The organism is Paenibacillus turicensis, from assembly GCF_050461185.1.
Taxonomy (GTDB): Bacteria; Bacillota; Bacilli; order Paenibacillales; family Paenibacillaceae; genus Fontibacillus; species Fontibacillus turicensis_A.
The window spans coordinates 195,020-217,288 of sequence record NZ_JBCMOR010000015.1; the positions used below are offsets into that span (position 1 = coordinate 195,020).

18 protein-coding genes are annotated in these 22,269 nt (G+C 38.3%); 7 read left to right on the top strand and 11 right to left on the bottom strand.

Features of this window, described 5'->3' with window-relative positions; genetic code table 11:
- Positions 1-106 precede the first annotated feature (106 nt).
- On the bottom strand, positions 107-1,771 hold the full coding sequence (locus ABE099_RS18370) for an AraC family transcriptional regulator (protein WP_430032649.1): 1,665 nt from the start codon (positions 1,769-1,771) through the stop codon (positions 107-109).
- Between the two features lie 194 nt (positions 1,772-1,965).
- Positions 1,966-2,373 (bottom strand): GNAT family N-acetyltransferase, encoded by a 408-nt coding sequence (locus ABE099_RS18375; protein WP_430032651.1) that lies wholly within the window; start codon positions 2,371-2,373, stop codon positions 1,966-1,968.
- A gap of 500 nt (positions 2,374-2,873) precedes the next feature.
- Here ABE099_RS18375 and ABE099_RS18380 point away from each other — a divergent pair, with 500 nt between their 5' ends.
- Positions 2,874-3,863, top strand: coding sequence for a hypothetical protein (locus ABE099_RS18380; RefSeq protein WP_430032653.1), 990 nt, complete (start codon positions 2,874-2,876; stop codon positions 3,861-3,863).
- Positions 3,864-3,913: 50 nt separating this feature from the next.
- Here the strand turns inward: ABE099_RS18380 and ABE099_RS18385 are convergent, their stop codons facing one another.
- On the bottom strand, positions 3,914-5,653 hold the full coding sequence (locus ABE099_RS18385; protein WP_430032655.1) for an ABC-F family ATP-binding cassette domain-containing protein: 1,740 nt from the start codon (positions 5,651-5,653) through the stop codon (positions 3,914-3,916).
- A gap of 252 nt (positions 5,654-5,905) precedes the next feature.
- Positions 5,906-6,382 carry a transcription elongation factor GreA gene (greA, locus tag ABE099_RS18390; protein ID WP_430032658.1) on the bottom strand — a complete coding sequence of 159 codons (477 nt, stop codon included), beginning with the start codon at positions 6,380-6,382 and terminating at the stop codon, positions 5,906-5,908.
- A gap of 295 nt (positions 6,383-6,677) precedes the next feature.
- On the opposite strand from greA, the gene ABE099_RS18395 reads away from it, so the two are divergent.
- Positions 6,678-7,892 carry an S-layer homology domain-containing protein gene (locus ABE099_RS18395; RefSeq protein WP_430032660.1) on the top strand — a complete coding sequence of 405 codons (1,215 nt, stop codon included), beginning with the start codon at positions 6,678-6,680 and terminating at the stop codon, positions 7,890-7,892.
- Between the two features lie 85 nt (positions 7,893-7,977).
- Here ABE099_RS18395 and ABE099_RS18400 read toward each other — a convergent pair whose 3' ends face one another.
- The 5 genes from ABE099_RS18400 to ABE099_RS18420 form a co-directional block, all read right to left on the bottom strand.
- On the bottom strand, positions 7,978-8,484 hold the full coding sequence (locus ABE099_RS18400) for a phosphotransferase-like protein (protein WP_430032662.1): 507 nt from the start codon (positions 8,482-8,484) through the stop codon (positions 7,978-7,980).
- A gap of 363 nt (positions 8,485-8,847) precedes the next feature.
- Complete coding sequence (locus tag ABE099_RS18405) at positions 8,848-10,338, bottom strand: aldehyde dehydrogenase family protein (protein WP_430032665.1); 1,491 nt, start codon at positions 10,336-10,338, stop codon at positions 8,848-8,850.
- 248 nt (positions 10,339-10,586) lie between these two features.
- Positions 10,587-11,675 (bottom strand): 5-methyltetrahydropteroyltriglutamate--homocysteine S-methyltransferase, encoded by a 1,089-nt coding sequence (locus ABE099_RS18410; protein ID WP_430032667.1) that lies wholly within the window; start codon positions 11,673-11,675, stop codon positions 10,587-10,589.
- Between the two features lie 198 nt (positions 11,676-11,873).
- On the bottom strand, positions 11,874-13,430 hold the full coding sequence (locus ABE099_RS18415; RefSeq protein ID WP_430032670.1) for a tetratricopeptide repeat protein: 1,557 nt from the start codon (positions 13,428-13,430) through the stop codon (positions 11,874-11,876).
- Between the two features lie 58 nt (positions 13,431-13,488).
- Positions 13,489-13,866 carry a DUF2834 domain-containing protein gene (locus ABE099_RS18420; protein ID WP_430032672.1) on the bottom strand — a complete coding sequence of 126 codons (378 nt, stop codon included), beginning with the start codon at positions 13,864-13,866 and terminating at the stop codon, positions 13,489-13,491.
- 392 nt (positions 13,867-14,258) lie between these two features.
- Between ABE099_RS18420 and ABE099_RS18425 the strand changes: the two genes are divergently transcribed.
- The 3 genes from ABE099_RS18425 to ABE099_RS18435 all read left to right on the top strand — a co-directional run bounded on the left by ABE099_RS18425 (position 14,259) and on the right by ABE099_RS18435 (position 16,856).
- Complete coding sequence (locus ABE099_RS18425) at positions 14,259-15,014, top strand: class I SAM-dependent methyltransferase (RefSeq protein WP_430032673.1); 756 nt, start codon at positions 14,259-14,261, stop codon at positions 15,012-15,014.
- A 169-nt stretch (positions 15,015-15,183) separates the two neighbouring features.
- On the top strand, positions 15,184-15,813 hold the full coding sequence (locus tag ABE099_RS18430) for a hypothetical protein (protein ID WP_430032675.1): 630 nt from the start codon (positions 15,184-15,186) through the stop codon (positions 15,811-15,813).
- A gap of 35 nt (positions 15,814-15,848) precedes the next feature.
- Positions 15,849-16,856, top strand: coding sequence for a serine hydrolase domain-containing protein (locus ABE099_RS18435; RefSeq protein ID WP_430032678.1), 1,008 nt, complete (start codon positions 15,849-15,851; stop codon positions 16,854-16,856).
- A 15-nt stretch (positions 16,857-16,871) separates the two neighbouring features.
- On the opposite strand, the gene ABE099_RS18440 is transcribed toward ABE099_RS18435, so the two are convergent.
- Positions 16,872-17,474, bottom strand: coding sequence for a class I SAM-dependent methyltransferase (locus ABE099_RS18440; protein ID WP_430032680.1), 603 nt, complete (start codon positions 17,472-17,474; stop codon positions 16,872-16,874).
- A gap of 173 nt (positions 17,475-17,647) precedes the next feature.
- Here ABE099_RS18440 and ABE099_RS18445 point away from each other — a divergent pair, with 173 nt between their 5' ends.
- Positions 17,648-19,696, top strand: a complete 2,049-nt coding sequence (locus tag ABE099_RS18445; RefSeq protein ID WP_430032682.1) for a right-handed parallel beta-helix repeat-containing protein — start codon at positions 17,648-17,650, stop codon at positions 19,694-19,696.
- A 59-nt stretch (positions 19,697-19,755) separates the two neighbouring features.
- On the opposite strand, the gene ABE099_RS18450 is transcribed toward ABE099_RS18445, so the two are convergent.
- Complete coding sequence (locus ABE099_RS18450) at positions 19,756-20,415, bottom strand: hypothetical protein (RefSeq protein ID WP_430032684.1); 660 nt, start codon at positions 20,413-20,415, stop codon at positions 19,756-19,758.
- 821 nt (positions 20,416-21,236) lie between these two features.
- Here ABE099_RS18450 and ABE099_RS18455 point away from each other — a divergent pair.
- Positions 21,237-22,199, top strand: coding sequence for an aldo/keto reductase (locus tag ABE099_RS18455; protein WP_430032686.1), 963 nt, complete (start codon positions 21,237-21,239; stop codon positions 22,197-22,199).
- Positions 22,200-22,269: the final 70 nt, after the last annotated feature.

Here is a 22,269-nt window from a genome sequence, read left to right on the forward strand (position 1 = left end):
TATTCATTAAAATATAACCCTCTTTTCTTTGATAATGATTATCACTATCAAATTATAATGAATAATGAGGAAACCTACTATAGCTGAAAGTGTCCTAAAAAGTGGATTATTGTGTCATCGCTGGTAAGCCATTGTTCAATATAGCCTCTTCAATCTGCTTCATAATTTCCCTTTTACCAAATACACTGCAATTATTAATCCATAAACCAGTATCAACATAAATTACTTTGTTATTTCTTACCGCATCTAGGTTACCCCATTGCTCACTTTGCTGTAGCATAGATAGACTGAGATCTGCACTGTAGTAATCCATAATCCGTTTTTCGATAATTAAATAAGTAGGATTTGCGTCCTCTAATTGTTGTAAAGAACACTCATTAAAGCTTTTCTCATTTGAGCGAAAGTAATGAGGCATGTTTAAGCCAAGCTCCTTATACAGAAGAACAGCCGAGTCAGTGGAGGCTTCACCAACATAACGATAGCCTAACTGTTCTACGCGGAGATAAAGAACGGTGATTTCCGCAGTAACATCATTTGTACTGTTAGAAATCTTATTGTTGTTATTGATCTGTTTATGGATTTTATCCCTTAAGGTATTAACCTCTGTAGTTAGTCTCTTCATCATTTGTTGAGCTTCACTTTGTTTATTAAATAATTTCCCAAAGTAAGCTATAAGCTCATTTAGCTCATCCGGTAATCTCGTTATAACAGGTGCTATGGTTTGAAAATGTTGCTTCGTCTCTTCCGTTAAATGTGCTCCGATAATTAAATCAGGCTGTTGCTGTAAAATGATGTCTTGCTGAACGACATACTGAGGCATTTCTAGTATTTTTACACCATTTTTAAGAAATAGCTCTCTTTGATAACTTGGCGTTAAGGAGCTTGTAGCGATAACAGTATGGGGAATCACACCTAATGCAATTGCGACTTCTGCATGTGCGGACGAAAGAAAGCAAATTTGACACGATGCAATAGATTTTTTAAAATGCTTTGGCGGAACACCCACAGCTCCCTTAAACTGACGAGTAAAATATTGGGCATCATCAAAACCTACTTTCTTCGCTACATTTTTAGATAAGTCATCTGTAACAAGTAGCTTTTCCTGTGCACGCAAAATTCGATAAGCAATCAAATACTCTATTGGTGTTTTACGATATAACTCGGTAAATTTCCTTGAGTAATAAGATGGACTATATCCAGCGATAGCTGCTAGTTGGTCCCTTGTAATCATGGTATTATAATTTTGTGTTATATACGTAACAGTATGTTCAATTCTTTGCTCAAGTGTAGCTTCATCTGTCTGCTCTTGTGGTATTTCTTGTTGTAATTGCTTTAATAAACTATATAAAATAAACTGCTTTATCGTTATATTTAGAGGCGCTATTGCTTCGTTAAATGATAATCGAATATGTGCTACCACCGTATCAGACACGCTTCGAATGTGATAACCAGTTGCCGTATTTACACTCCAATTGCTAGCTACTTTTAAGTTTGTATCATATATGTTGTACATATTGAAAGTGATTAGATAGGCAGAAAAATCCAGATGTGTTGGTTTGGAAAATTGAATGACAGAGCCACTTTCTAGTGCAATTAATTGACCAAATATAATGTTCTCCTCATGCCCATTTATAGATAACGTGCTTTGCCCATCAGTCACTAAAATGAGAGAAGCATGATGTAGGTGCATGTTGGATCGTTCAGCTAGCACTTTTTCTAAATCTTTGATTTCTAAGCAATGGGCCAGCCAGTTAGGATAAGAGTCAAGCATGAATGCACTCCTTTATGTTATATAGTTTTTTCTCTTCATTCTGCACAAGCGTTGAAAGTCAATTTGTCTAATCATGCTTACTACTCTTTCAACTTAACGAACAAAAAACGCCCTGTCTACTGATTTTTTAATAATCAGCAAACTAAGGCGTTGGTTTGATTTATTTTAATTTTAATATTTTTTTTGGACACACTTTATAACTGTTTTGTAAAAAATATTTCCAGTGGTTGCGAATCAAGGATTAAGGAGCCTGCATCTTTATAACCTAGTTTTCTATAAAAATGCTGCGACTGTTCATCAGCCTGAGTAGAGGTCATGATTAAATTAAAACCCTTTTCTTTCATTTGTTCTTCCCAAAAAAGGACAACTTGTTTTCCTATGCCCTTGTTCCGATAGGGCTCATCTAGCCAGATTAAATTCATGAATGGAGTGTTATCCCAAAAGTAACCGTACCTCATCCAACCTATATTTTGATCATCTTGATCTCGAATAATATAGATTTCATTCCCCTTAATTTTAGATAGGATTAAGCTTTCAGAAAGATGCCGATCTTGGTTTCGTATGTATTCGAAGTCTAAGTCAGTTGCGAAGTCAATTTTCAACGGTATTCCTCCCTTATATGAAACTAAACTTAGCTGTATTATAACAAACCATTTTATTTTGGGTAACCAATTGACGGAAATAGAGAGCTGTGAAAGAATAAGCTAGAATATAAATGAGGAGGTATAGCTTGAGTGAAAAGGTTTTTTTGTATTTCAACATTATGTATTTTTCTAGCTACTCTGCTTCCCTTAGGCAACTTGGCTAAAGCAAGCAGTGTAGCTTCGGAGGACAAGGCATCCATTAACAGTCGTCCGGCCTATTACTTTATTTACAACAGCAAAAAGGTAACAAGCGAAGACATGAAAGCTATTAACTGTACACCAATAAGTTTACACAGACAAACAATGTATTATTAGATTCCGCAAACTACAAAACAGCTACTGAATTATACGATGTTCTAAAAGCCAAACAGAAAAAAATAGGGGGCAATGTTGCTGGAGTTCAAATTTTCGGTATAGTCAATGACGTTCCGGCCTTCACCTACACTCAGAAACTAAAAATGATCGTAGGTAATGAAAGATGGGATGGCGTTGGAACGAATACAAATGAAAAGTTCACAACTGACTTTTTCTACTCCAGCTTTAAGAATGACAGCAAATATCTAAAGGATGTTTCTGTCCACGGCATCATTCAGCAAGGGCTCCCGATCAATATCATTCCTGATTGGCCTGTCTCACGTCTACCGCTGACTAAAGGAGAAATTTCTGCGTACATATCCAAGTATGAAAAGTATCATCAGCAAGCTAAGGGCAAATCAATACCCACTGTTGTTCTTTCTGTTCCAACTATGTTTCACGAAAATGGAGCTGGCATTAACGATATTGCATTATTCCTGAAGCGACTAAAGGAGGAGCCAGAATTTAATCTCTTCAAAAACACCGATCTCCGTGTATATTATAAGGACCTAGCAATGAAACTTACCAGTGAAAATAAGGCTGGATTGATGGATTTAGTGGTTGGGAGTGACGGGGATAGCGACAAAGCTACACAAAATAAGGTATCGTTCCTTGATCGTAAAAGTATTATAGGCTTGAATGCAAATTACTACACAACCTTCTTTTGGAACATGGCTCCAGGAAAAGATGCTCTAAAGGGAAAGGGCTTAATACACGATGGGCTTACAGACGGAAAGCTGATCAACCCTATAGCATCCGTAATGCTTGGGACGAATGGAAACGCTGAGAATTATGCTTGGACTGACGTTCAAAAATCAGAAGGAAAATCTGGAGACAACGAATACAAGCTTGTCGCTTTGAACAAAAAACTTATGGAAGAACGTAACAGCGCATATTTTTTTGCTTACAAATATTATGAAGCGCTTCAAAATGGAAAAACTCGATTGGAAAGCTTTCATGACGCTAAGGTTGCCTTTGCTAATCTAAGTGTAAATAACAAGGATACAATTATAAACAACATCGCTTTGGTAGCATCACATGGTTATGAGTATGTATTATCACTTCACTACCTAGGCTTGGCTGACTACAGGTAGCAAGACAGAAGAACTCTTGGATTATTCTAGAGTTCTTCTATACTCACCTATTAAAGTAGCTTAATTAGCTCCTCTAGCTCATCTACCCATACTTTTGCCAGTTCAAAATTAGTCTCCTTTAACGCCAACTCTATTTTCATTTCAACTGCTTTTTTCTTTTGTTCCATTTCTAAATAGTGTTGATCAAAATGACTAGCATAGATCATCTCTCTAAATGTCTGCATACTCATTTTGGTGATCGACTTGTCCTCAATGATTAAAACATAATCCATGCCATTTACAACAGAATAGAAATCGTGTGAAATCATGAGAATTGCACCTTTATAGTCCTCAATCGCTCTCTCTAGTGCAAGCTGTGAATAGGTGTCTAAATGGCTTGTTGGCTCATCGAGCAGCAATACGTTAGCTTGAGTAGAGGAAATTTTAGCTAATTGAAGTAGATTCTTTTCTCCACCTGATAAAGACTCGATTTTTTGATCAACAATCTCTCCTTCAAAACCATAGCTTGAAAGATACGATCTAGCTTCATCATAAGTTTCGAACCCTGCATCGATAAATTCTTCTAATATCGTATTAGCACCGTTTAGCATTTCACCTTGAACCTGAGATAAGTAGGCTACTTTAGCCTCCGCATTGATTTCAATCGAAGCATGATTATTTTTAAAGATTTCTCGTAGTAATGTCGTTTTTCCAGTTCCGTTTGGACCAATAATCGCTACTTTATCTGTTGATTTTATTTCAAAGCTCACATTGTCTAAAAGCAATTCATCAAAAGCAACAGAATAATTGTTAACCTTTATAACGACTGCGTCTTTGATCTGATTATCCATACCAAAGCTTATGTCAGGCTGTTTAATCTCCACAAATGGCGCCTTAATTCTCCGCGCCTCCAATCTTTCTGTAAATTTAACTCTAGCTTTTAACGCTCTGCCTCTAGCTGCGTCAGCATCATTACTTGCGATCGCTCTAAGATTATTGACAAGGTTCTCGTTTCTCTCAATCTCCTCAGCATCAGCAACTGATAGCTCTTGCAAATCAATTTTAGACTGGAGTAATGAGAAGTTATAATCGATATATCGTCCATCAAACTCTTGGAGTTCTGTATTTTCAAGATGTAAAATTTTGTTAAAGCAATGATTCAGTAAATATCGGTTATGTGTAACCACGAGTAACATGCCCTTATGGGAATTTATAAGCTTTTTAAGCGCATTAAGGTTTTCAAAATCTAGAAATACATCAGGTTCGTCCATAATGATTAAGTCTGGATTAGTCAGCATTTCCTTTATGACTTGAATCAGCTTAAATTCTCCGCCACTCACTTCAGATACGCTAAGATCCTTTAGCTTCATCAGGTTGGCTAGATTTAGTTGCTTATTAATATTGCTTTCAAAATCATCGCCACCCATTAAATCCAATGCATCTAAAGCGGATTGATACTTTTCCAGTAATGCATCCATATCTGATGAGGTTTCCATTTCGGTACAAATGGACGTGATTTCGTTCTGTATTTTAATAAAATCTTGTCGCATATATTCATAAACCGTGATTTCTTTTGTTTTATCTACTTGGGAAAACTGACTCACATACCCAATTCGGCAATTGGGATCGATCTCTAGCTTACCATCAAACAAATGTCTTTCAGGATCGATTAGGATCTCGATCAGCGTACTTTTGCCACTACCACTTGTTCCTATAAAAGCGCAATGCTGTGCCTCTTCAAGCGTAAATGAAATATTGTTATACAGTTCCTTTTGCGGAAATGAGAAGGATAAATTACTAACTTTTATCATCGTGTTACCTTTCTTCCTAACTAAAATGGTGGCGATTATTACATGAATAGTGAAGCATAGATTCGAGGTATATCGTTTTTTAGAGTAACACTGTTTACCATGAAGTTCAATCTATTGGTAGCAGTTACCGTCACATAACTTCAACTTCACTTAAACATCCATTCTTTTTGAACTATAAAAAGACGGTTACGTCGCCATTCAGGCACACGCACCGCCTTTTTTACAATGAAACCGAAGACTTTTATCGCCTTCTTACAGCCCCTTAATCTCCAATAACTCATACCGAATTATGCCCATAGGTGCATCTACATTAATCATATCCCCGACCGCTTTACCCATCAGGACTTTACCAAGCGGGCTTTCGTAAGAGATTTTGCCATTGGCCACATCCGCTTCCGCAGGTCCAACAACTTGATAATCCAGTGTGTCACCAAATTCGATATCCTTTAGTACAACATTAGAGCCAACCTGAATCGTACTTGAATCCGTATGCGCCGCATCTGCAATTCGGGCGCTGTTCAACATCTTCTCCAAGATGATAATCCGCGTCTCCATAAAAGCCTGATCATCCTTAGCTGAATGGTATTCGCTATTCTCCTTCAAATCGCCGTAGCTGATCGCTAGCTTAATGCGCGCAGCCAGCTCCTTGCGTTTCACATATTTGAGGTCATCGAGCTCCGCCTGTAACTTGTCAAAACCATCCTGCGTTAATACTACTTCTTCTGCCATGCCTTTGCTCACCCCACTGAAATTACTTCTATATTAAGTGTACCCTTTTTCGGGTCAATAATCGAATTATTTAATAATTAACACCTGAAGTCCACCTAAAAGTTGATTGACTGGGGAGTCCATCTCAGACTCTGAGAAGGCATAGAAATTCCTATCAAAATGCTAGGTTTTCATGATAAAATATCGAATAGTCCCCATTTTAACATACATAGGAGCGTGAGAAGGATTGAAAGTTCAAAAAGCGGCTCAACAAAAGAAGAATAGCAGGAACTTTTTTAGGATGGGATTGTTAACAATGGCTACAATTGTCGGTATATTGCTACCTGTTGGATCAGGATCGATGCAGTGGACGAGGGTGGTACATGCAACATCCGATTTGACGGATAACACGTTGACACAGTTCAAGGATATTAAAGGTCACTGGGCTCAAGCGACCATTGTTAAAGCATATGAGAAAAAACTAATTGCGGGTTATCAGGATGGAACCTTCCGCCCCAATGACAAGATCACTCGTGGTGAATATGCCGCAATTCTCGCTCGGGTAACAGGGCTGGTGAAGTCACAAGAGCTGGAAGAGCATCCCTTTTCCGATCTGGAAGGACATTGGTCTGAGCCCGCAGTTAGTCAGTTGGTTGGTCAAGGGTTTATTATCACTAGCGACTATGCTGACGGCTTCAAGCCTAATGTGGAACTGACACGTTATGAGATGATGAAGTGGATTGCGAACGGACTGATGAAGTCTGACAGCAGTTTTCAGGATGCTTTTCAAGATACAAAAAACACTTTGCTACCTACACCTGAAGTCAATTACGGCACGATTCGTGCTGAGCAAGTTCCGTATCTTGCACTTGTTCGTGGTACAGGCATCGTAGGCGGTTTTCAGGATGGAACCTTGAAGCCAGCTAATTCTACATCACGTGCAGAAGTCTCTGCCATTTTGCTACGTTACATGGATGTAGAGGGTACTGATGCCAAGCAATATAGCGATCTCAGTGAGATGAGAGAGGTAGGCACAACGGGTACAAATTTAACGACAATTAGTGATTATTTTTATGCTATTAGCTCGATTAAGGTAAGTGAATTATCGAAGGGTGATATAAAGCTATCCAACCGTACAGGTGTGTTAAACCTTCATCGGTATATCGTTGTAAAGATTCAGAACGGGAAGGCAGAGGGATTGTATAGTCAACTTTTTGTGGAACCTAACACGCCAGATGGAAACTATTATTTAACATTTGCTGACGTATCATTTGTATCCAATATAGAAAAAACAGATTTAATTACTTTTAGTGGAGGGTTAGATAATGGCTTCTTAAGCTTCAGACGCTTAGATTTAGAGTTTGCCAAAGCTAAAGGCTTTATAACGATACCTAATAGCCCTAAATTGCTTATTACAAAGGGCAATAAGGTTCGATTTTGGACCCGATCAACACTAGATTTTAAAAATGGATCTTACAACATTGTTGCCGAGGGGACTGGGCAAGTAAAGATTCAGAATATGTACCACTAGTTACCATAATGCATAAATTAAAACTTATAAAACCTGTTTCCCAACAGTTAGATCGTGCTTAACTGTTGGGAAACAGGGAGCTACCCTATAAACTCTCTAAAATTAAATCTGCACATTGCTCTGAAGAATTCAGATGAGTATTGACTGTGCAGTTATACTGTATATCTTTTTCCATTATTTTATATTGCTCCTCAGATTGATCCTCGCTTCGATCTCCACGTTCAATATTCCGTTGACGACAAATATCTAAAGGACAATACACCTCAACCATATAAAGAGGATAACCAGCAAATATGTCCTTAACCTTTTCATAATGGGGCATTAACTCAGGTCTTTCTACTAAAATGCCATCAATAAGTACATTTTTGCCGTGATCAGAAAATAATTTCGCTGTATGATACATCATAATGATGGCCTCACTTAAATATTTCCAATAATTTTCACGAAGATAGTGATCACCAATTGTATTCTCAAACAGATCATTGGCAACAACATAAAAAAATTGCTCAGACCTCAATTGAATTGCATCTACGATAGATGTTTTGCCAGCACTCGTTACACCGTTTAAAAATACGATCTTACCCTTTTCCATACTAACACTCCTCTTTTTTAGATAAAGATTAACGTCCAGTAGGTATTAAAGGAAAACAGGTAGTAATCAATAGAGATGCGGTCTCCCACGCAAAAAAATAAGCGGATACACTCAGGCATCCGTAGCATAGGTTTATGATACACCTTGCCCTGCATACCCTGTGAGATTAAAGAAAAGCATGCCTAATACAATAGTGTGTTTTCACTATTTACAGGCATACTTTATATTATTAATCACTATAGAGTCATCCACATGATAAGGTATATGCTCCTTTGTTTGCATCTCTATGATTTAGATTAGCATTCAGCATAAATAAATTCAATATATTTCCTATACGATCTATAACTCTAAATCCGATAAGATTTATTCTGGTATATAAGGAAGGTCCAGCATCTTAGGAGCGTTGATAACATGACTTTCTGTATAAGTGCGAATACCCTCCACGCCGTATTCACGGCCAATCCCAGATTGCTTAAAGCCACCAAATGGGAAACGGACATCAAGCCCTTGCACAGCAGCGGTATTAATCATGGTTGTTCCAGCTTCAAGTTGACGGGCAACTATGATGGCATCTTCTTCTTTGCCCCATACAGAGCTCGTTAAACCATATTTACTTTCATTGTGTAGCTCAATTACCTGCTCTACATCGTCAAAAGGCAAAATTGGAACCGTTGGACCAAACTGCTCCTCCACTACGATCGGATCATGATAATCGCAATCCAACACAAGTGTTGGCTGTAGATAGTAACCTTGTTCAAATAGCTTCTGATTAAGAATTTGGCCCAGAGGCATCACCTTAGCCCCACGCTTTTGCGCATCATCAATCAAACCCTGGACGTAATTTTTTTGCTTCAGGTTATTGAGTGGACCTACCGTTGTATTTGGATCAAATGGGTCACCAATTCGGATCCAACGATCTGCAGCCTCGATATATTTTTCTACAAAAGCATCATAAATAGAACGATGAACATATACACGTTTGGCGATCATACAAATTTGACCTGTTGTTAAGAAATTAGAAACGACAATCCGTCGCATTGCTCGCTCATCATTAACATCAAAGCTATCCAAGAAAATCGCCGCATCGTTACCACCAAGCTCTAGCGTCATATCCTTAATCGTGTCCGAAGCAGCTTTTATAATATGCTTAGCGGTTTCAGTTCCACCTGTAAAAGCAATTTTAGTTACAAGTGGATTACTGGTCAGTTCAACACCCACATCCGCATCACCATGTACGACGTTAATCACGCCAGGCGGGAACTCACTTGCAATAATCTCAGCCACCTTCGTCGCCGCTAATGGCGCGTATGGACTTGGTTTGAGCACAATCGTGTTACCAGCAAGTAAGGCAGGAGCGATTTTAATCGTGGATAAAGCAATCGGATAGTTCCATGGACTAATCGCAGCCACTACCCCAATTGGATCATAAGAAAGAATCGTTTTACCATGGTCATGCTCTTGCATCTCTTCTTGTAGCGCTGCTTTGGCTTCATTACAAGCAAACTCCATCCACATTAATGATACAAAAATTTCACCATGTGCATCATAGACAGGCTTACCGTGCTCTCTGGATAACAACTGAACAATTTCATTCTCAGCTGCCTTTATCTTCTCTATCGCCCTACGCATCAAATGAATACGTTCGTCGATGGAGGTGTGCTTCCATGTTTTAAAAGCCCCTGCCGCCGCTTCAATCGCTTCCACCGCTTGTTCTTTTGTAGTAACAGGGAAATAACCTACGATTTCTGCTGGGCTTGTCGGATTCTCCTTTGCTAACTGTGAAAGGGATTTTACATTTTGACCGTTTATAAGGGCTTCAACTATAATTGTGTCTTTATCTGCTTGAATCGCCATTTTCTAATCCCCTCCGTTATTAAAGGCTCAATCTCGAAATTAGTGGTTGCCAAGGAAGCAAATCAGCGAAGGGGTAGAGGGATAGTGTAGAAGCGAACGCGTCCGCCTTTACAGCCTGCTTTTCATCTGATAAAAATATGAATTCGAGAAAAGCAGGCTGTAACAGCGGTCGAAACTACCCTCTGCACCGTAGCCGCTTACCTCCGAATTTAGCAGCCACTAATTTTAATTTTGAGCCTTACTAATATCTACCATTTCCAGACCTCTTCTGCAATTTCCTTAACAAAACGAAGCTTACGCCATTGTTCTTCTTCTGTTAAAATGTTACCTTCTTCTGTAGACGAAAAGCCACATTGTGGACTTAAGCACAGCTGATCAAGTGGGACATAGGTTGCCGCTTCAGCAATTCGAGCTTTAATCTGCTCTTTATCCTCTAACTGACCTGATTTAGAAGTGATTAACCCAAGCACGATTTTCAAATCCTTGCGGTTCACATATTTTAATGGCTCAAAACCACCTGAACGCTCATCATCAAATTCTAAAAATAACCCATCTACGTCTAAGCCGCCAAATATGACCTCAGAAGCGTAATCATAACCACCTGTAGAGAAGTAGTTAGATTTGTAGTTGCCACGGCAAATATGCATAGTTACTACTAAATCTGCTGGCTTGTTAGCCAAGGTTTCATTAATCATCCGTTGCATCGTTTTTAACTCTTCCGCCGGTTCAAACCCTTTAGCACGTAGCTTATCGTGACCTGCTTCTGAGAATAGGTCTGCCCATGCTGTATCATCTAATTGCAGATAGCGACATCCCGCATCATAGAACGCTTGGATTGCTTTTTGATACGCGACAATCGTATCTTGAAGAAATTGCTCTCGATCCTGATAAATGTTGGCGTTAGGCTCCAGTCGATACACTAACATATTTGGACTTGGGATCGTCTGTTTCGCTACTGCATCACCTGCATGCTTTTTCAAAAATTGAAAATGCTCAACAAAGGGATGCGTAGAGAAGTCTATTTTGCCCACAACTCGAATTCCACCTTTACGCGTCTGCATATTATGGAACTTAGGTCCATCAATTTCCTCATACAGCTCTACCCCATCCAAGCCACCTAGGAAATCAAAATGCCACCAGCTTCTACGGAATTCACCGTCAGTAATAGCAGGTACACCATTTTCCTTTTGCTTTTCAACAATGCGGATAATCTCTTTATCTTCCACAGCTTTTAATTGTTCATATGTGATGTTGCCTGATTTATATTGTTCGCGCGCCTGACTTAAGCTTGCAGGACGTAGAAAACTACCTACATGATCATTACGGAATGGTTTCATAGCTATTTCCCCTTCGAATTTTAATCTATTTATTTAAAGTACTGAATTTTGTTCTACTGAGTATAGCATGATCAAGGACAGTTCACGTTATATGAAAAAAGCATGGCTAGTCATAGTTTTTAGCAATAGCTAAAGAACAATAGCCAAACAATATAAAGCAAAAAATCCGCAACCTGATGTGGTCACGGATTAAGGTAACTAATTCAACTCAAAATTGCTTAGCAGTGCCAGCGCCTCTTCATGTTCTGGCTCAAGCTCTATTAATTTTCGTAAGTATCCTACCGCATCTCCCTCTAGTTCTAACTCGAAACAACAAATAGCTAGACAATAAAACACAGTCGATACGATCTCATCCTGGTCTTGCTGTACTGAAATTTCCAAAAACCGCTTGGACTCCTCGTACATTTCTAATTCAAACAATATTAATCCAGCATCTAACGCCAAATCATAGCGTTGCTCCATGACGAAGTTCGATGACCACATAAGCTGTATACCTGTCAAAATATCTTGCTTTTCTTCATCGCTTGCATCCTGCAACAAACTAGAAATTCGCTTCGTACTTTGAATAAAAAATTCTGCATCGTACTCGCCCAATCTCCAAAAGCTTAAGATTGCTTGTAGCCCCATGTTATCTAAGTTGCGATCTACACCCATCTTTAAGCTGAAAAATTCATCAGGACCAAAGCGTGAAACAGACCTGCGATAAGCTAATCTTGTATTGGAATATTCCAAAGGTGTATCCACACTGACAATACAGCCGACATTAATATTTTTATAATGATGTGGCGGGAATAACGATATTCCTCCCCTTTGTTCGAATACATAATTAAACGCATGATAGTTGGCTGTTAAAGAGAAGCTTCCGTGCAGGATCAACTCTGGTGGTTCTGAGAATTTCCAATTATCAAGCAGATGATCTCCCTTATCTGCAGTGATTAATAAAAATCCTGACTGAGATAACCGATTTAAACGTTCCAAACAAGTGAGTCCAGCGACAGGAAACAAAATGTGCGAATCTTCTAATTGCTCCTGATAAATTGCTATAACATCACGATATGGAAACGTTTCTTGTTCATATTGAGGTGTCCGTCTATGCTCATAACTCAGAGATATTTGGTCTAATAATTGTGAGGGTTTAAGTGAGGTATGATTTTCAGGATATTCAACAAAAACATCTGCTTCATAAATTTGACCCTCACCTACATAAAGCAACTCTTGGGGAATGCTATCAAAAAAGTAGTTGGCAATAATGATTAAGGGCTGCTTTAAATCTCCCTCACTAATCGTTGTACCTGCTACAACAAGATTCAGAACTGTATCATTAACCGCATCGAATTGTGCAAAGTCGAGTACCCCTTCGTCAATAAAAGGTTGAAAGACAGGATGATCTCTCCAAGCTAAAACATTATTTATTACCAAATCCGTCATAACATAGCGGAACGAAGGTAATGAAATCCCAGCATAATCTCTTAATTGGCACAACTCACTTATTACATGGAATGCGAAACGTCCCGCTCCTGCGCCAAGCTCAACAATCGTAACAGGTTCCAATGTATGCCCCTTATCCGCCCGATCTTGAAGAAACCCAAATATCATTTCAGCATAGGTTGCTGCGATCATCGGATTACTCGTTATATATTGGGGAACTTGATCGTTGTTCCAAGCTTTTGTTCCTAGTTCTTCATAATACTTCCGCTGAATATTCCATATCGGCGCTTCACTAAAGCGGTAACGTTGTTTATTGTTATTTGTCATTAAGACTTTTCCTGCTCTCTAAAAGTTATAAGAAAAAATGCTATATTGGAGCCTTGTTTCATTTCTTCTCTAAGTGTAATTGTCGAAGGAACAAAAACAAAGGAAAACCCAGTGAAGGACCTACCAGTAATGTACCTACAATAGGCATCCATAAATATTTCATTCTCTTTCTAGTGCCCTCTACCACAATAAATCCTACCAGCACGATCGCGGTAACTAAAACATCCATCCATGCAAAAGCTCCGATACGCGTTCTGGTTATGGCTTCAAATAGGAGAGGAAAATTAAGTCCGTTGTGCATGACCCAAGGGATAAATTGCGAATAGGGCAAGATAACTCCAAAAAAAGATAGTATTCCGTAAAAGTATTTCATTAATACCCCTCCGTTATTCAGCTCGCAAAGATCTGTTTTCTCTATCTTTAGTCCATTATGCACGATTATCTGAAACGGGAAAACCCTCGTCATGATTTTATCATTTTAAGAACCATTTTCAGTCGTTCCATTATACCATCTACGATCTACTCCTCAGCAGAACCTTTACGAAATAAATTTCAGTACCTACTCAAGCTCCTTTTTAATGGAACTGGCTTGGCATACTATTTTACCCTAAAATTACGAATATTAAAGAGATAATGAGATTATAGAACATGCTTATATTTGAAAACACTTTGAAAGCATTCCGCATCTACTATCTCTTTATTAAGTCAAAATACGAACTCTTGTTTTTGGTATTTGCCTTCTTTTCCCATCTATCAGTACAATTATTATTATTCATTACCATTAATCTCCAAACATTATAAAACAAAATATTAATGAGGTGACTGCGAGTGCTAGAACAAAAAGAAATGATACAAATCAACAAAAGTGGCTGGGATAAAGTTGCTGATCAATTTTTTGAAGGCTCGTTTGACAATCTTAGCTATGGTGAATATGCGCCAACGGAGGAAGAATTAAATCTACTTGGACAAATCGAAGATAGAGTTATTTTAGAAGTGGGTTGTGGTAGCGGGCATACCTTAGAATATCTCGCTAAACGAGGAGCACGGGAGTTATGGGGTGTAGATTTATCCAGCTCACAAATAAATACATCAAAAGAAGTTGTTTCAAGCCTAAGTACTCCTGTCACCTTTATTGAATCGCCAATGGAGGATATACCGGGTCTTCCCGATAGCTACTTTGATATAGCTGTTTCAATATATGTACTCGGGTGGACCGTAGATTTAAAAAGGACGTTAAGCAATATTTATAGAAGCCTAAAGTTAGGTGGTACTTTGGTCTTTAGCTGGGAGCATCCTGTACACAGTGTTGTTGAGTACGTGGATGAACAACTAAGGTTTAGTCGTCCTTATGTAAATGAAGGTTTTGAAAAACATGATTCTTGGAGGGGCACACAGATAGTTATGCACAATCGCAAGGTAAGCACCTTTATTAACGAGCTTATAAATGCTGGATTTGTTATTGACAAGGTAATTGAAGATTCCAAAGTTGATGACAATGATACAAGTAACTCAAGTAAGTGGTACTCTGCTGCAAAGGCTAAAATTATACCAGCTACTTTGATTATCAAATGTCATAAGGCCTGAATATCAGGCCGAAGTACTGCCTTGATCTATTACTTTGAAAGCATAGCCGTCTGAAAATTTTAAGGCCATCCTTTTGAGATGGCCCTAGGGGTTACAGTCGCCAATCTTATTAAATACAGTCCCTTTTGTAGTCCACTACTATTCTACTGAATACGATTGGAGGAACGAAATGAAGATTCTTATTATTCAACCCCAATTAGAACAAAATCTTAGTCATCTTGAGAATGAGTTATTAAAGAATAATAACTCTGCAGATATAGCGATTTTTCCAGAGGGATACTTGAATGAAAATGTTGAAGCAGCATGCGTTTTAGCAAAACGATTTAATAGTATCCTCATCGGTGGATATCGAAGAATGAACGATAGACCCAAGGATAGAGCCATTATTATTGATCGTTCAGGGACGGTTATACTGGATAGAATTAAATATAGCCCCACATCCTTTATCGAAGTTGAAGGACTTACCATTGGTCACATACTTTGTGATGAATTAATTGTTCAAGGAATTAAGAGCAAAGGAGAAATAAACATAGACTTAGTGATACATCCGATTGGAGTAGGGATGTTTAGTGAAGAACAATTTCAAGAGTGGATCGATGAAGCTCGGAAAATTGCAATCACATATAATACGATGATTATCGGTACAAGTCACTCAGATGGCTCCTACGGCGATACTGGCGTTTCAATCCCAATTGCATATTGCTTCGACAAAAATGGAGAAGAGGTTTTCATCGCTAAAAATGATGTTCGATCACAGGTATTAAATACTACAACAGGGCTAATCTCTAAAATTCCATAGGCATCTAAAAAAATATACAGAGGTGACACGAGATTATGCTCGTACAAAAGCAAAGAGTAAATACCGACAACGATAAATATATACCGCTTACTGATCATGTAAATACAATAAAAGACCAAATCTCCTCTTCCGCAGCTGCTACATTCATCATTCATGAAGACAGTATTGTTCATGAAAACTACTTTGGCTCATATAAGAATAATTCAAAGATACACTCAGTCACACCATCAACCCGATTTAATGTGGCTTCAGTAAGAAAATCATACCTTGGTTTTGCTATCAGCTTGGCATTATACCAAAAGAAGCTTTCAAGCATTGATGATTATATTTCAGATTACTTAGATGATCTAAACTTAGATGCAGTAAAAGGGGTTAAAATAAGACATTTATTAACACATACACATGGGCTTAAAAATGATTATGAAAAACTTTTCCTACCAGGAATGAGTTGGAATTATAACAATATAGGAATTAATATGCTTATCAGATTAATACGGGAGTTATTTGAAGCGCCCCTTTCAGAAGTGATGCAACAATATGTTTTCAAACCATGTAATTTCGTTGAGACAGGTTGGTGCAAAAATAGAGATGAAAATTTGATATGGCTGAATGAGGAGTACGCTGACGACCAAGGTGGGGAAGCCGATCTTTTTGTAAGTGCTCGGGAATTGGCTTTTTGGGGTTACCTTCACCTGAACCGTGGACTCTATAATGGGCAACAGATTGTTCCACAAGAGATCATAGAACAAGCTACCACTATTCAAAGTCCAGCACTTCTTGATGATACATTGCCTAGAAATGGCTTCGCTTGGTGGATTCATGACAAGCCTAGAGCTATTTCTCAAATAGGAAACACAATCCCAACTGGTTCCTACCAAATACTAGGAATGACTGGCTGTGCCTGTTTAGTTATTCCTGAGCATAAGCTAGTCGCCGTTAGAATGTATAATCAAGTAGGTTCAAATCCACCAGGGTACAACTACTTGAAGGATATTCAAGCATTTGGAGACAAAGTTTTATCGTGTACTTTGAACTATCATTAAGTCTGTAACGGCAATTTACTTTTGAGCATCAAGGACAAACATGGATGCATCTTGTCCCATAAATATTTTACTTCCAGTATAAAAAGTTTTGGACTTAATATTGTTATATCCAATTTTCTTCATCAAAGCGGATAACTCATCTTGATGAAATCCGTTATGGACAATATCTGAAACGATATTTTCATTTTTATCAAAATCTACAATAATCAAATGTCCCCCTTCATTAAGAACATCAAATAATCTTGATAAAACAGATTCATAATTATCGATATGAAGCAAAACCTGAGCCATAAAAATATAGTCGGCACGTAAATCCGATAAAACATCCTGTTCAAAATCAAAGCAAATTGTATTTGCATTTTGAACTTTTAAATTAGTAATCTTTTGCTTAATTTGATCAATCATATTTTGTGAAGTATCCAGAAAAAGCATGGAATGAAAATCCTTTATCAAGTTCATACCGACAAGGCCAGTACCACACCCAAAATCAATAGCATCCTTACTTTTAGTATCAACTATATATTCACGTATTGCATCTGATGTAACGTTGGCAATATGGATTCTTTCTGGCGTGTCGTATGTGTTCGCAATCATTTCAAACTTATCCGTATTTCCCATGTTCATCTCTCCAATCAATCTTTATTTTTTCCTATTAATATATAATCATCATTCTGCTTGTATATATTTTCTAGTATAATAACTTAATATAACAATAATTTCAAAACAAGCCTGCCTTCAGCATTTAAGGAATTGTTAAGATTTTTTTAAAGGTGGGAAGAAGGAGCGTTTTTATGGAATATCATGTATCCATACATGGGAATGATCAGCAAAAGGGAACAGCTGAGAGGCCTCTTCGTACAATATCACGCGCTGCGGCTCAGGCCATGGCTGGTGACACGGTTATTGTTCATGCCGGAGTATACAGGGAATGGGTTAACCCAGCTAATGGAGGAACAGTAGAGCATAGAATCATATATCGATCCGCAGGAGACGGAGAAGTAGTCATCACAGGAGCTGAACGAATTACCAACTGGAACTCTGAAGGTGACAATGTTTGGAGCACAGAAGTACTCAATTCTATGTTTTCTGTCCGTAATCCCTTTGAAGTAGAGCTAAGCGGAGATTGGGTGTTTGATGGGCCCTTTCCAATTCATCTTGGTGATGTATATTTGGATGGAAAATCATTATATGAAAGTGATAGTGTTGAAAGCGTTCACAAGCCAGAAGTTTGGCCTGAAGCCAAATATCCCAAAGATTCACTGTTAAAATGGTATGCCGAGGTTGGTTCTACGACAACAAAAATTTGGGCTAATTTTGGTGGAAGGGATCCTCGTAAGGAAAATGTAGAAATTAGTGTCCGTCCTTATTGTTTTTGGCCTGAGAAGCCAGGACTTAACTATATCACTGTAAGTGGCTTTACACTTACTCAAGCTGCTCCTAGGTGGGCGCCACCTACTGACTATCAGGAAGGTTTAATTGGACCTCACTGGAGCAAGGGTTGGATTATTGAAAACAATATAATTAGTGAATCCAAATGTGTGGGGATCAGCCTAGGTACCGAAATTGGTACAGGACACACTAAATCTTCGGGGAAGCATAGTAAAGGTGGGACTCAACGTGAGCAGGAGGTTATTTTACGAGCCTTACGCTCGGGCTGGCATAAGGAAACCGTCGGCAGTCACATCGTTAGAGGTAATGTAATTCATGATTGTGAACAGGCAGGGATTGTAGGTCATATGGGAGCAGCCTTTAGCCGTATTTATCAGAACCGTATTTATAATATTCACCACAAAAAGCTTAGACATGGTGCTGAAGTGGCAGGAATTAAACTGCATGCTTCCTTAGATACTCAAATTAGTGAAAATATAATTTATAGCTGTTATCGTGCAATTTGGCTTGACTGGCAAGCACAAGGCACGCGCATCAGCCGAAATGTATTTTTCGACAACCAGTCTGAAGACTTCTTCGTTGAGGTGTGCCATGGCCCATATATGGTCGATCATAATCTGTTCCTCTCTCCTATGAACTTTAGGAATATGGCACAAGGTGGGGCATTTGCTCATAATTTGTTTGCAGGCAGATTTATAGTTTGTTCTGAGCTAACCCGTATTACGCCGTATCACTTCCCTCATGAGACAGCAATGGCTGGTTACTCCAATATCTCGGGAGGCGATGACAGATACTACAACAATATCTTCTTGGGTGATCATGATGGGGATAAGGATCGGGATAATGCTGCGAATAACGACCCGATTCCAATCACCTTTTTTGAACATCTTCCACTAAAACCAAGAGATGAAGTGGATGCCGACGGGAAAACTGTCATGGATGGTGTTCCGGACAATTCTATTTGTTATCTGCATGCTGTGGGACTTGGCAGCTATAATAAGCATCCTAATACAAAAGATAAACAATTGTGGGAATACACCAAAGAAGAGCTTATACAGCTTGGCGATGCTGCGAAGGATTTCTTTATCGGGAATGCAGTTCTTCCAGTGGCTATGGGTGGGAATTTATACCTCAACCATGCAACTCCAAGTAGTCATGAACCCAATGCGAAGGTTTATACGCAAAAAGGCATAAAAGTTGAGATTAATCTTGCGCAAGGCAAGGTAAAAATTCAAATCAATGCACCTGAATTGCTTCAAGGATCCTCTCCAATGCTGATAACCACTGATCTGCTTGGAAAAACGTATCACGCCGATATGAATTATGAGAAGCCTGACGGGACTCCATACCGTTTTGACTCCGACTTTTTCGAAACAAAGAGACCTGATGCAGATGTCACACCTGGTCCATTTGAATTAACCGAAAATGGCAAAATTGATTTTGAAATTTAGTTTATTAAAAATTAATTGGTTATTGAAGATCCAGTCATTTTAGGTGATTGGATCTTTTTTTATAACAAGTCCTCGAAATTTAGTATGAGAGAATCCAATGGATTTCCGATTTTCACATTTAACTCTCGCTCAACTTTAACGGCTGTCTCCACCATAGATAATTGAGCAACAGAAATTTTCTTATTTTTATCTGAGGCAAAAACTCCCTTTATATACTTTGATAATTGTTCAACGTATTGCTCGTTTTTACCTTGCATGATGAGTTCAAATGCATCCTCCACAACACGTACCTCAATATCAGGAATGGGCTTGCCATGTATTGTGGCAAATTCATTAAGCCTTCTCATCGTCCCCTCAACAGTTGCAGGATTAGTAAATAAAACAATTTGTGGTTCTGTAATATTACAGATCGAATCAAAGAAAGGCTCATCAATTTTTATAATAGGAATCGTAGTATTAAGTCGGTTTTCATCAAGAAGAGCAATATAATTAGTACACGTGATAAGAATAGCCTCAACGTTCGCTTGTGACATCCACTCTATTTGTTCGATCACTTTATTTTGAGCTTGTACTTCATCGAAATTTTTATCTGATGAGATTCGACTCATCAAACCAGGATCGACAAAATGAATCAATTCCAACTCATCAGAGGAAAGGGCATTTTCAATATACTGTATATTTGAATAGTGAGCGTGTAAACAAGCTATCCTTTTCTTCATAAATTCATCTCCTTAAACCGTACTTTGAGCAGTTATTGAGCCTTTATAATAGCACATTTCTTCGGAAATTTTTCCGTCCGCTTAAACTTTACTGCTACTTGTTATACGGTTCAGCATAGCGACGAAGTAGGAATGCTCTGTTATGTGAAGGTTGGTAAAGGAGGATCTTTGAATGGATTCTCAATCATAATACTTAGCCCTACCTGTAAAATGATACTAACAGTAATAATTATAAAAATATTTCTTATTATATTCTCCTTTACTCTAGTATATTGCCTTTGTATTAATATTTGGCTACCAACAATATTCAAAATTATCATTATTCCACATACAAGAAAATGACCCATCCCAGTTAAGAATCCCTTAGTATAAAACTCGGCAAACAAAATATAAAATAATTGTAGAATTAGTATGGGAACTATTATTGAACAAAAAATCGATATCACGATTAAGAGAAGTTTTATTTTTAATGATTTCGCCTGTAATCTCATTGACTTATAGGCTCCTTTCATTTATCTCCACATTTTGGATTATTAGTTAAGTATAAAGTCAAGCCAAGGGCTAATGCAACATTACTGTAACCTACATTTCTCGCACTATATCCTTCTTTTTCATGATTAAACTCTATTTTTGTAATATTTAGTTATAACACTACTTTTATCTATATTATCCAAGAAAAATCTTGACTGATATATACCACTCCTTTAAACTCTTGTCCAAGTTGCAATTGCAATTATTAACTATAGTACTATTATAAGTTAATCTTAAACTGCTTTTCTTTAGTAAAGGAAGAAATTACACAGGAATAGGAGATGAATAAAATGAGGCAGCTATCTTTAGGAAAATCAGGACCTCAGGTGAGTGCTCTATGTCTCGGTTGTCTAAACTTCGGTACAAAAACCGATAAAAGCTTATCGTATCGACTACTGGATCAATATGTAGAGGCAGGAGGTAACTTTCTGGATACTTCCAACAACTATGCCTTTTGGAATGGAGCTGGAGTAGGTGGACAAAGCGAAACCTTGCTGGGAGAATGGATGAAGGAAAAAGGAAACCGGAATAACATATTTCTAGCAACCAAAGTTGGAGCGAACCCAACTATTCCTGGTGGTGGCTTTTCTTCTAAAGAAGGGTTATCCAAAAAAGCCATTCATAAAGCGGTGGATGAAAGCCTCAAACGACTGCAAACCGACTATATTGATTTGTATTACGCCCATATCGACGATATGGATGTCCCTTTGGAGGAAACGCTCGAAGCCTTCAATCAATTAGTACAATCCGGCAAAGTAAGGGCCATCGGATGCAGTAATCATTACGCTTGGCGGCTTGAAAAAGCAAGAAGTATTAGTCAATCACACGGTTTTGCTGCCTATCAATGTATTCAGCAGAGATATACCTATCTACGCCCTAGACCAGGCGCCGACTTCGATGTACAGATCAGTGTTTCGGAGGAACTACTCAAATATATCGAGACCCATGAGGACATATCTTTACTTGCCTATTCACCTCTGTTGAACGGTGCATACAACCGTCAGGATCGTCCAATTCCTGTGCAATACACTGGCCTAGACGCTGAGGCAAGAATTTCCGTTTTACAAGAAATCTCCAAAGAAACGGGCGCAACACATAATCAAATCGTCCTCGCTTGGATGCTAAGTAACTCCCCGGTTGCCCTACCGTTAGTAGCAGTAAGCTCAACGGAACAGCTTCAGGAGAACCTACAGGCACTCGATGTAACACTTACTCAGGAGCAGATTAAAAGATTAAATGAAGCAACCTATTAAAACCCAAGCTAACTAGATCAAATTAACCTAAAAAAATCGCGTCCTCACAAGGAGAACGCGATATAAACCA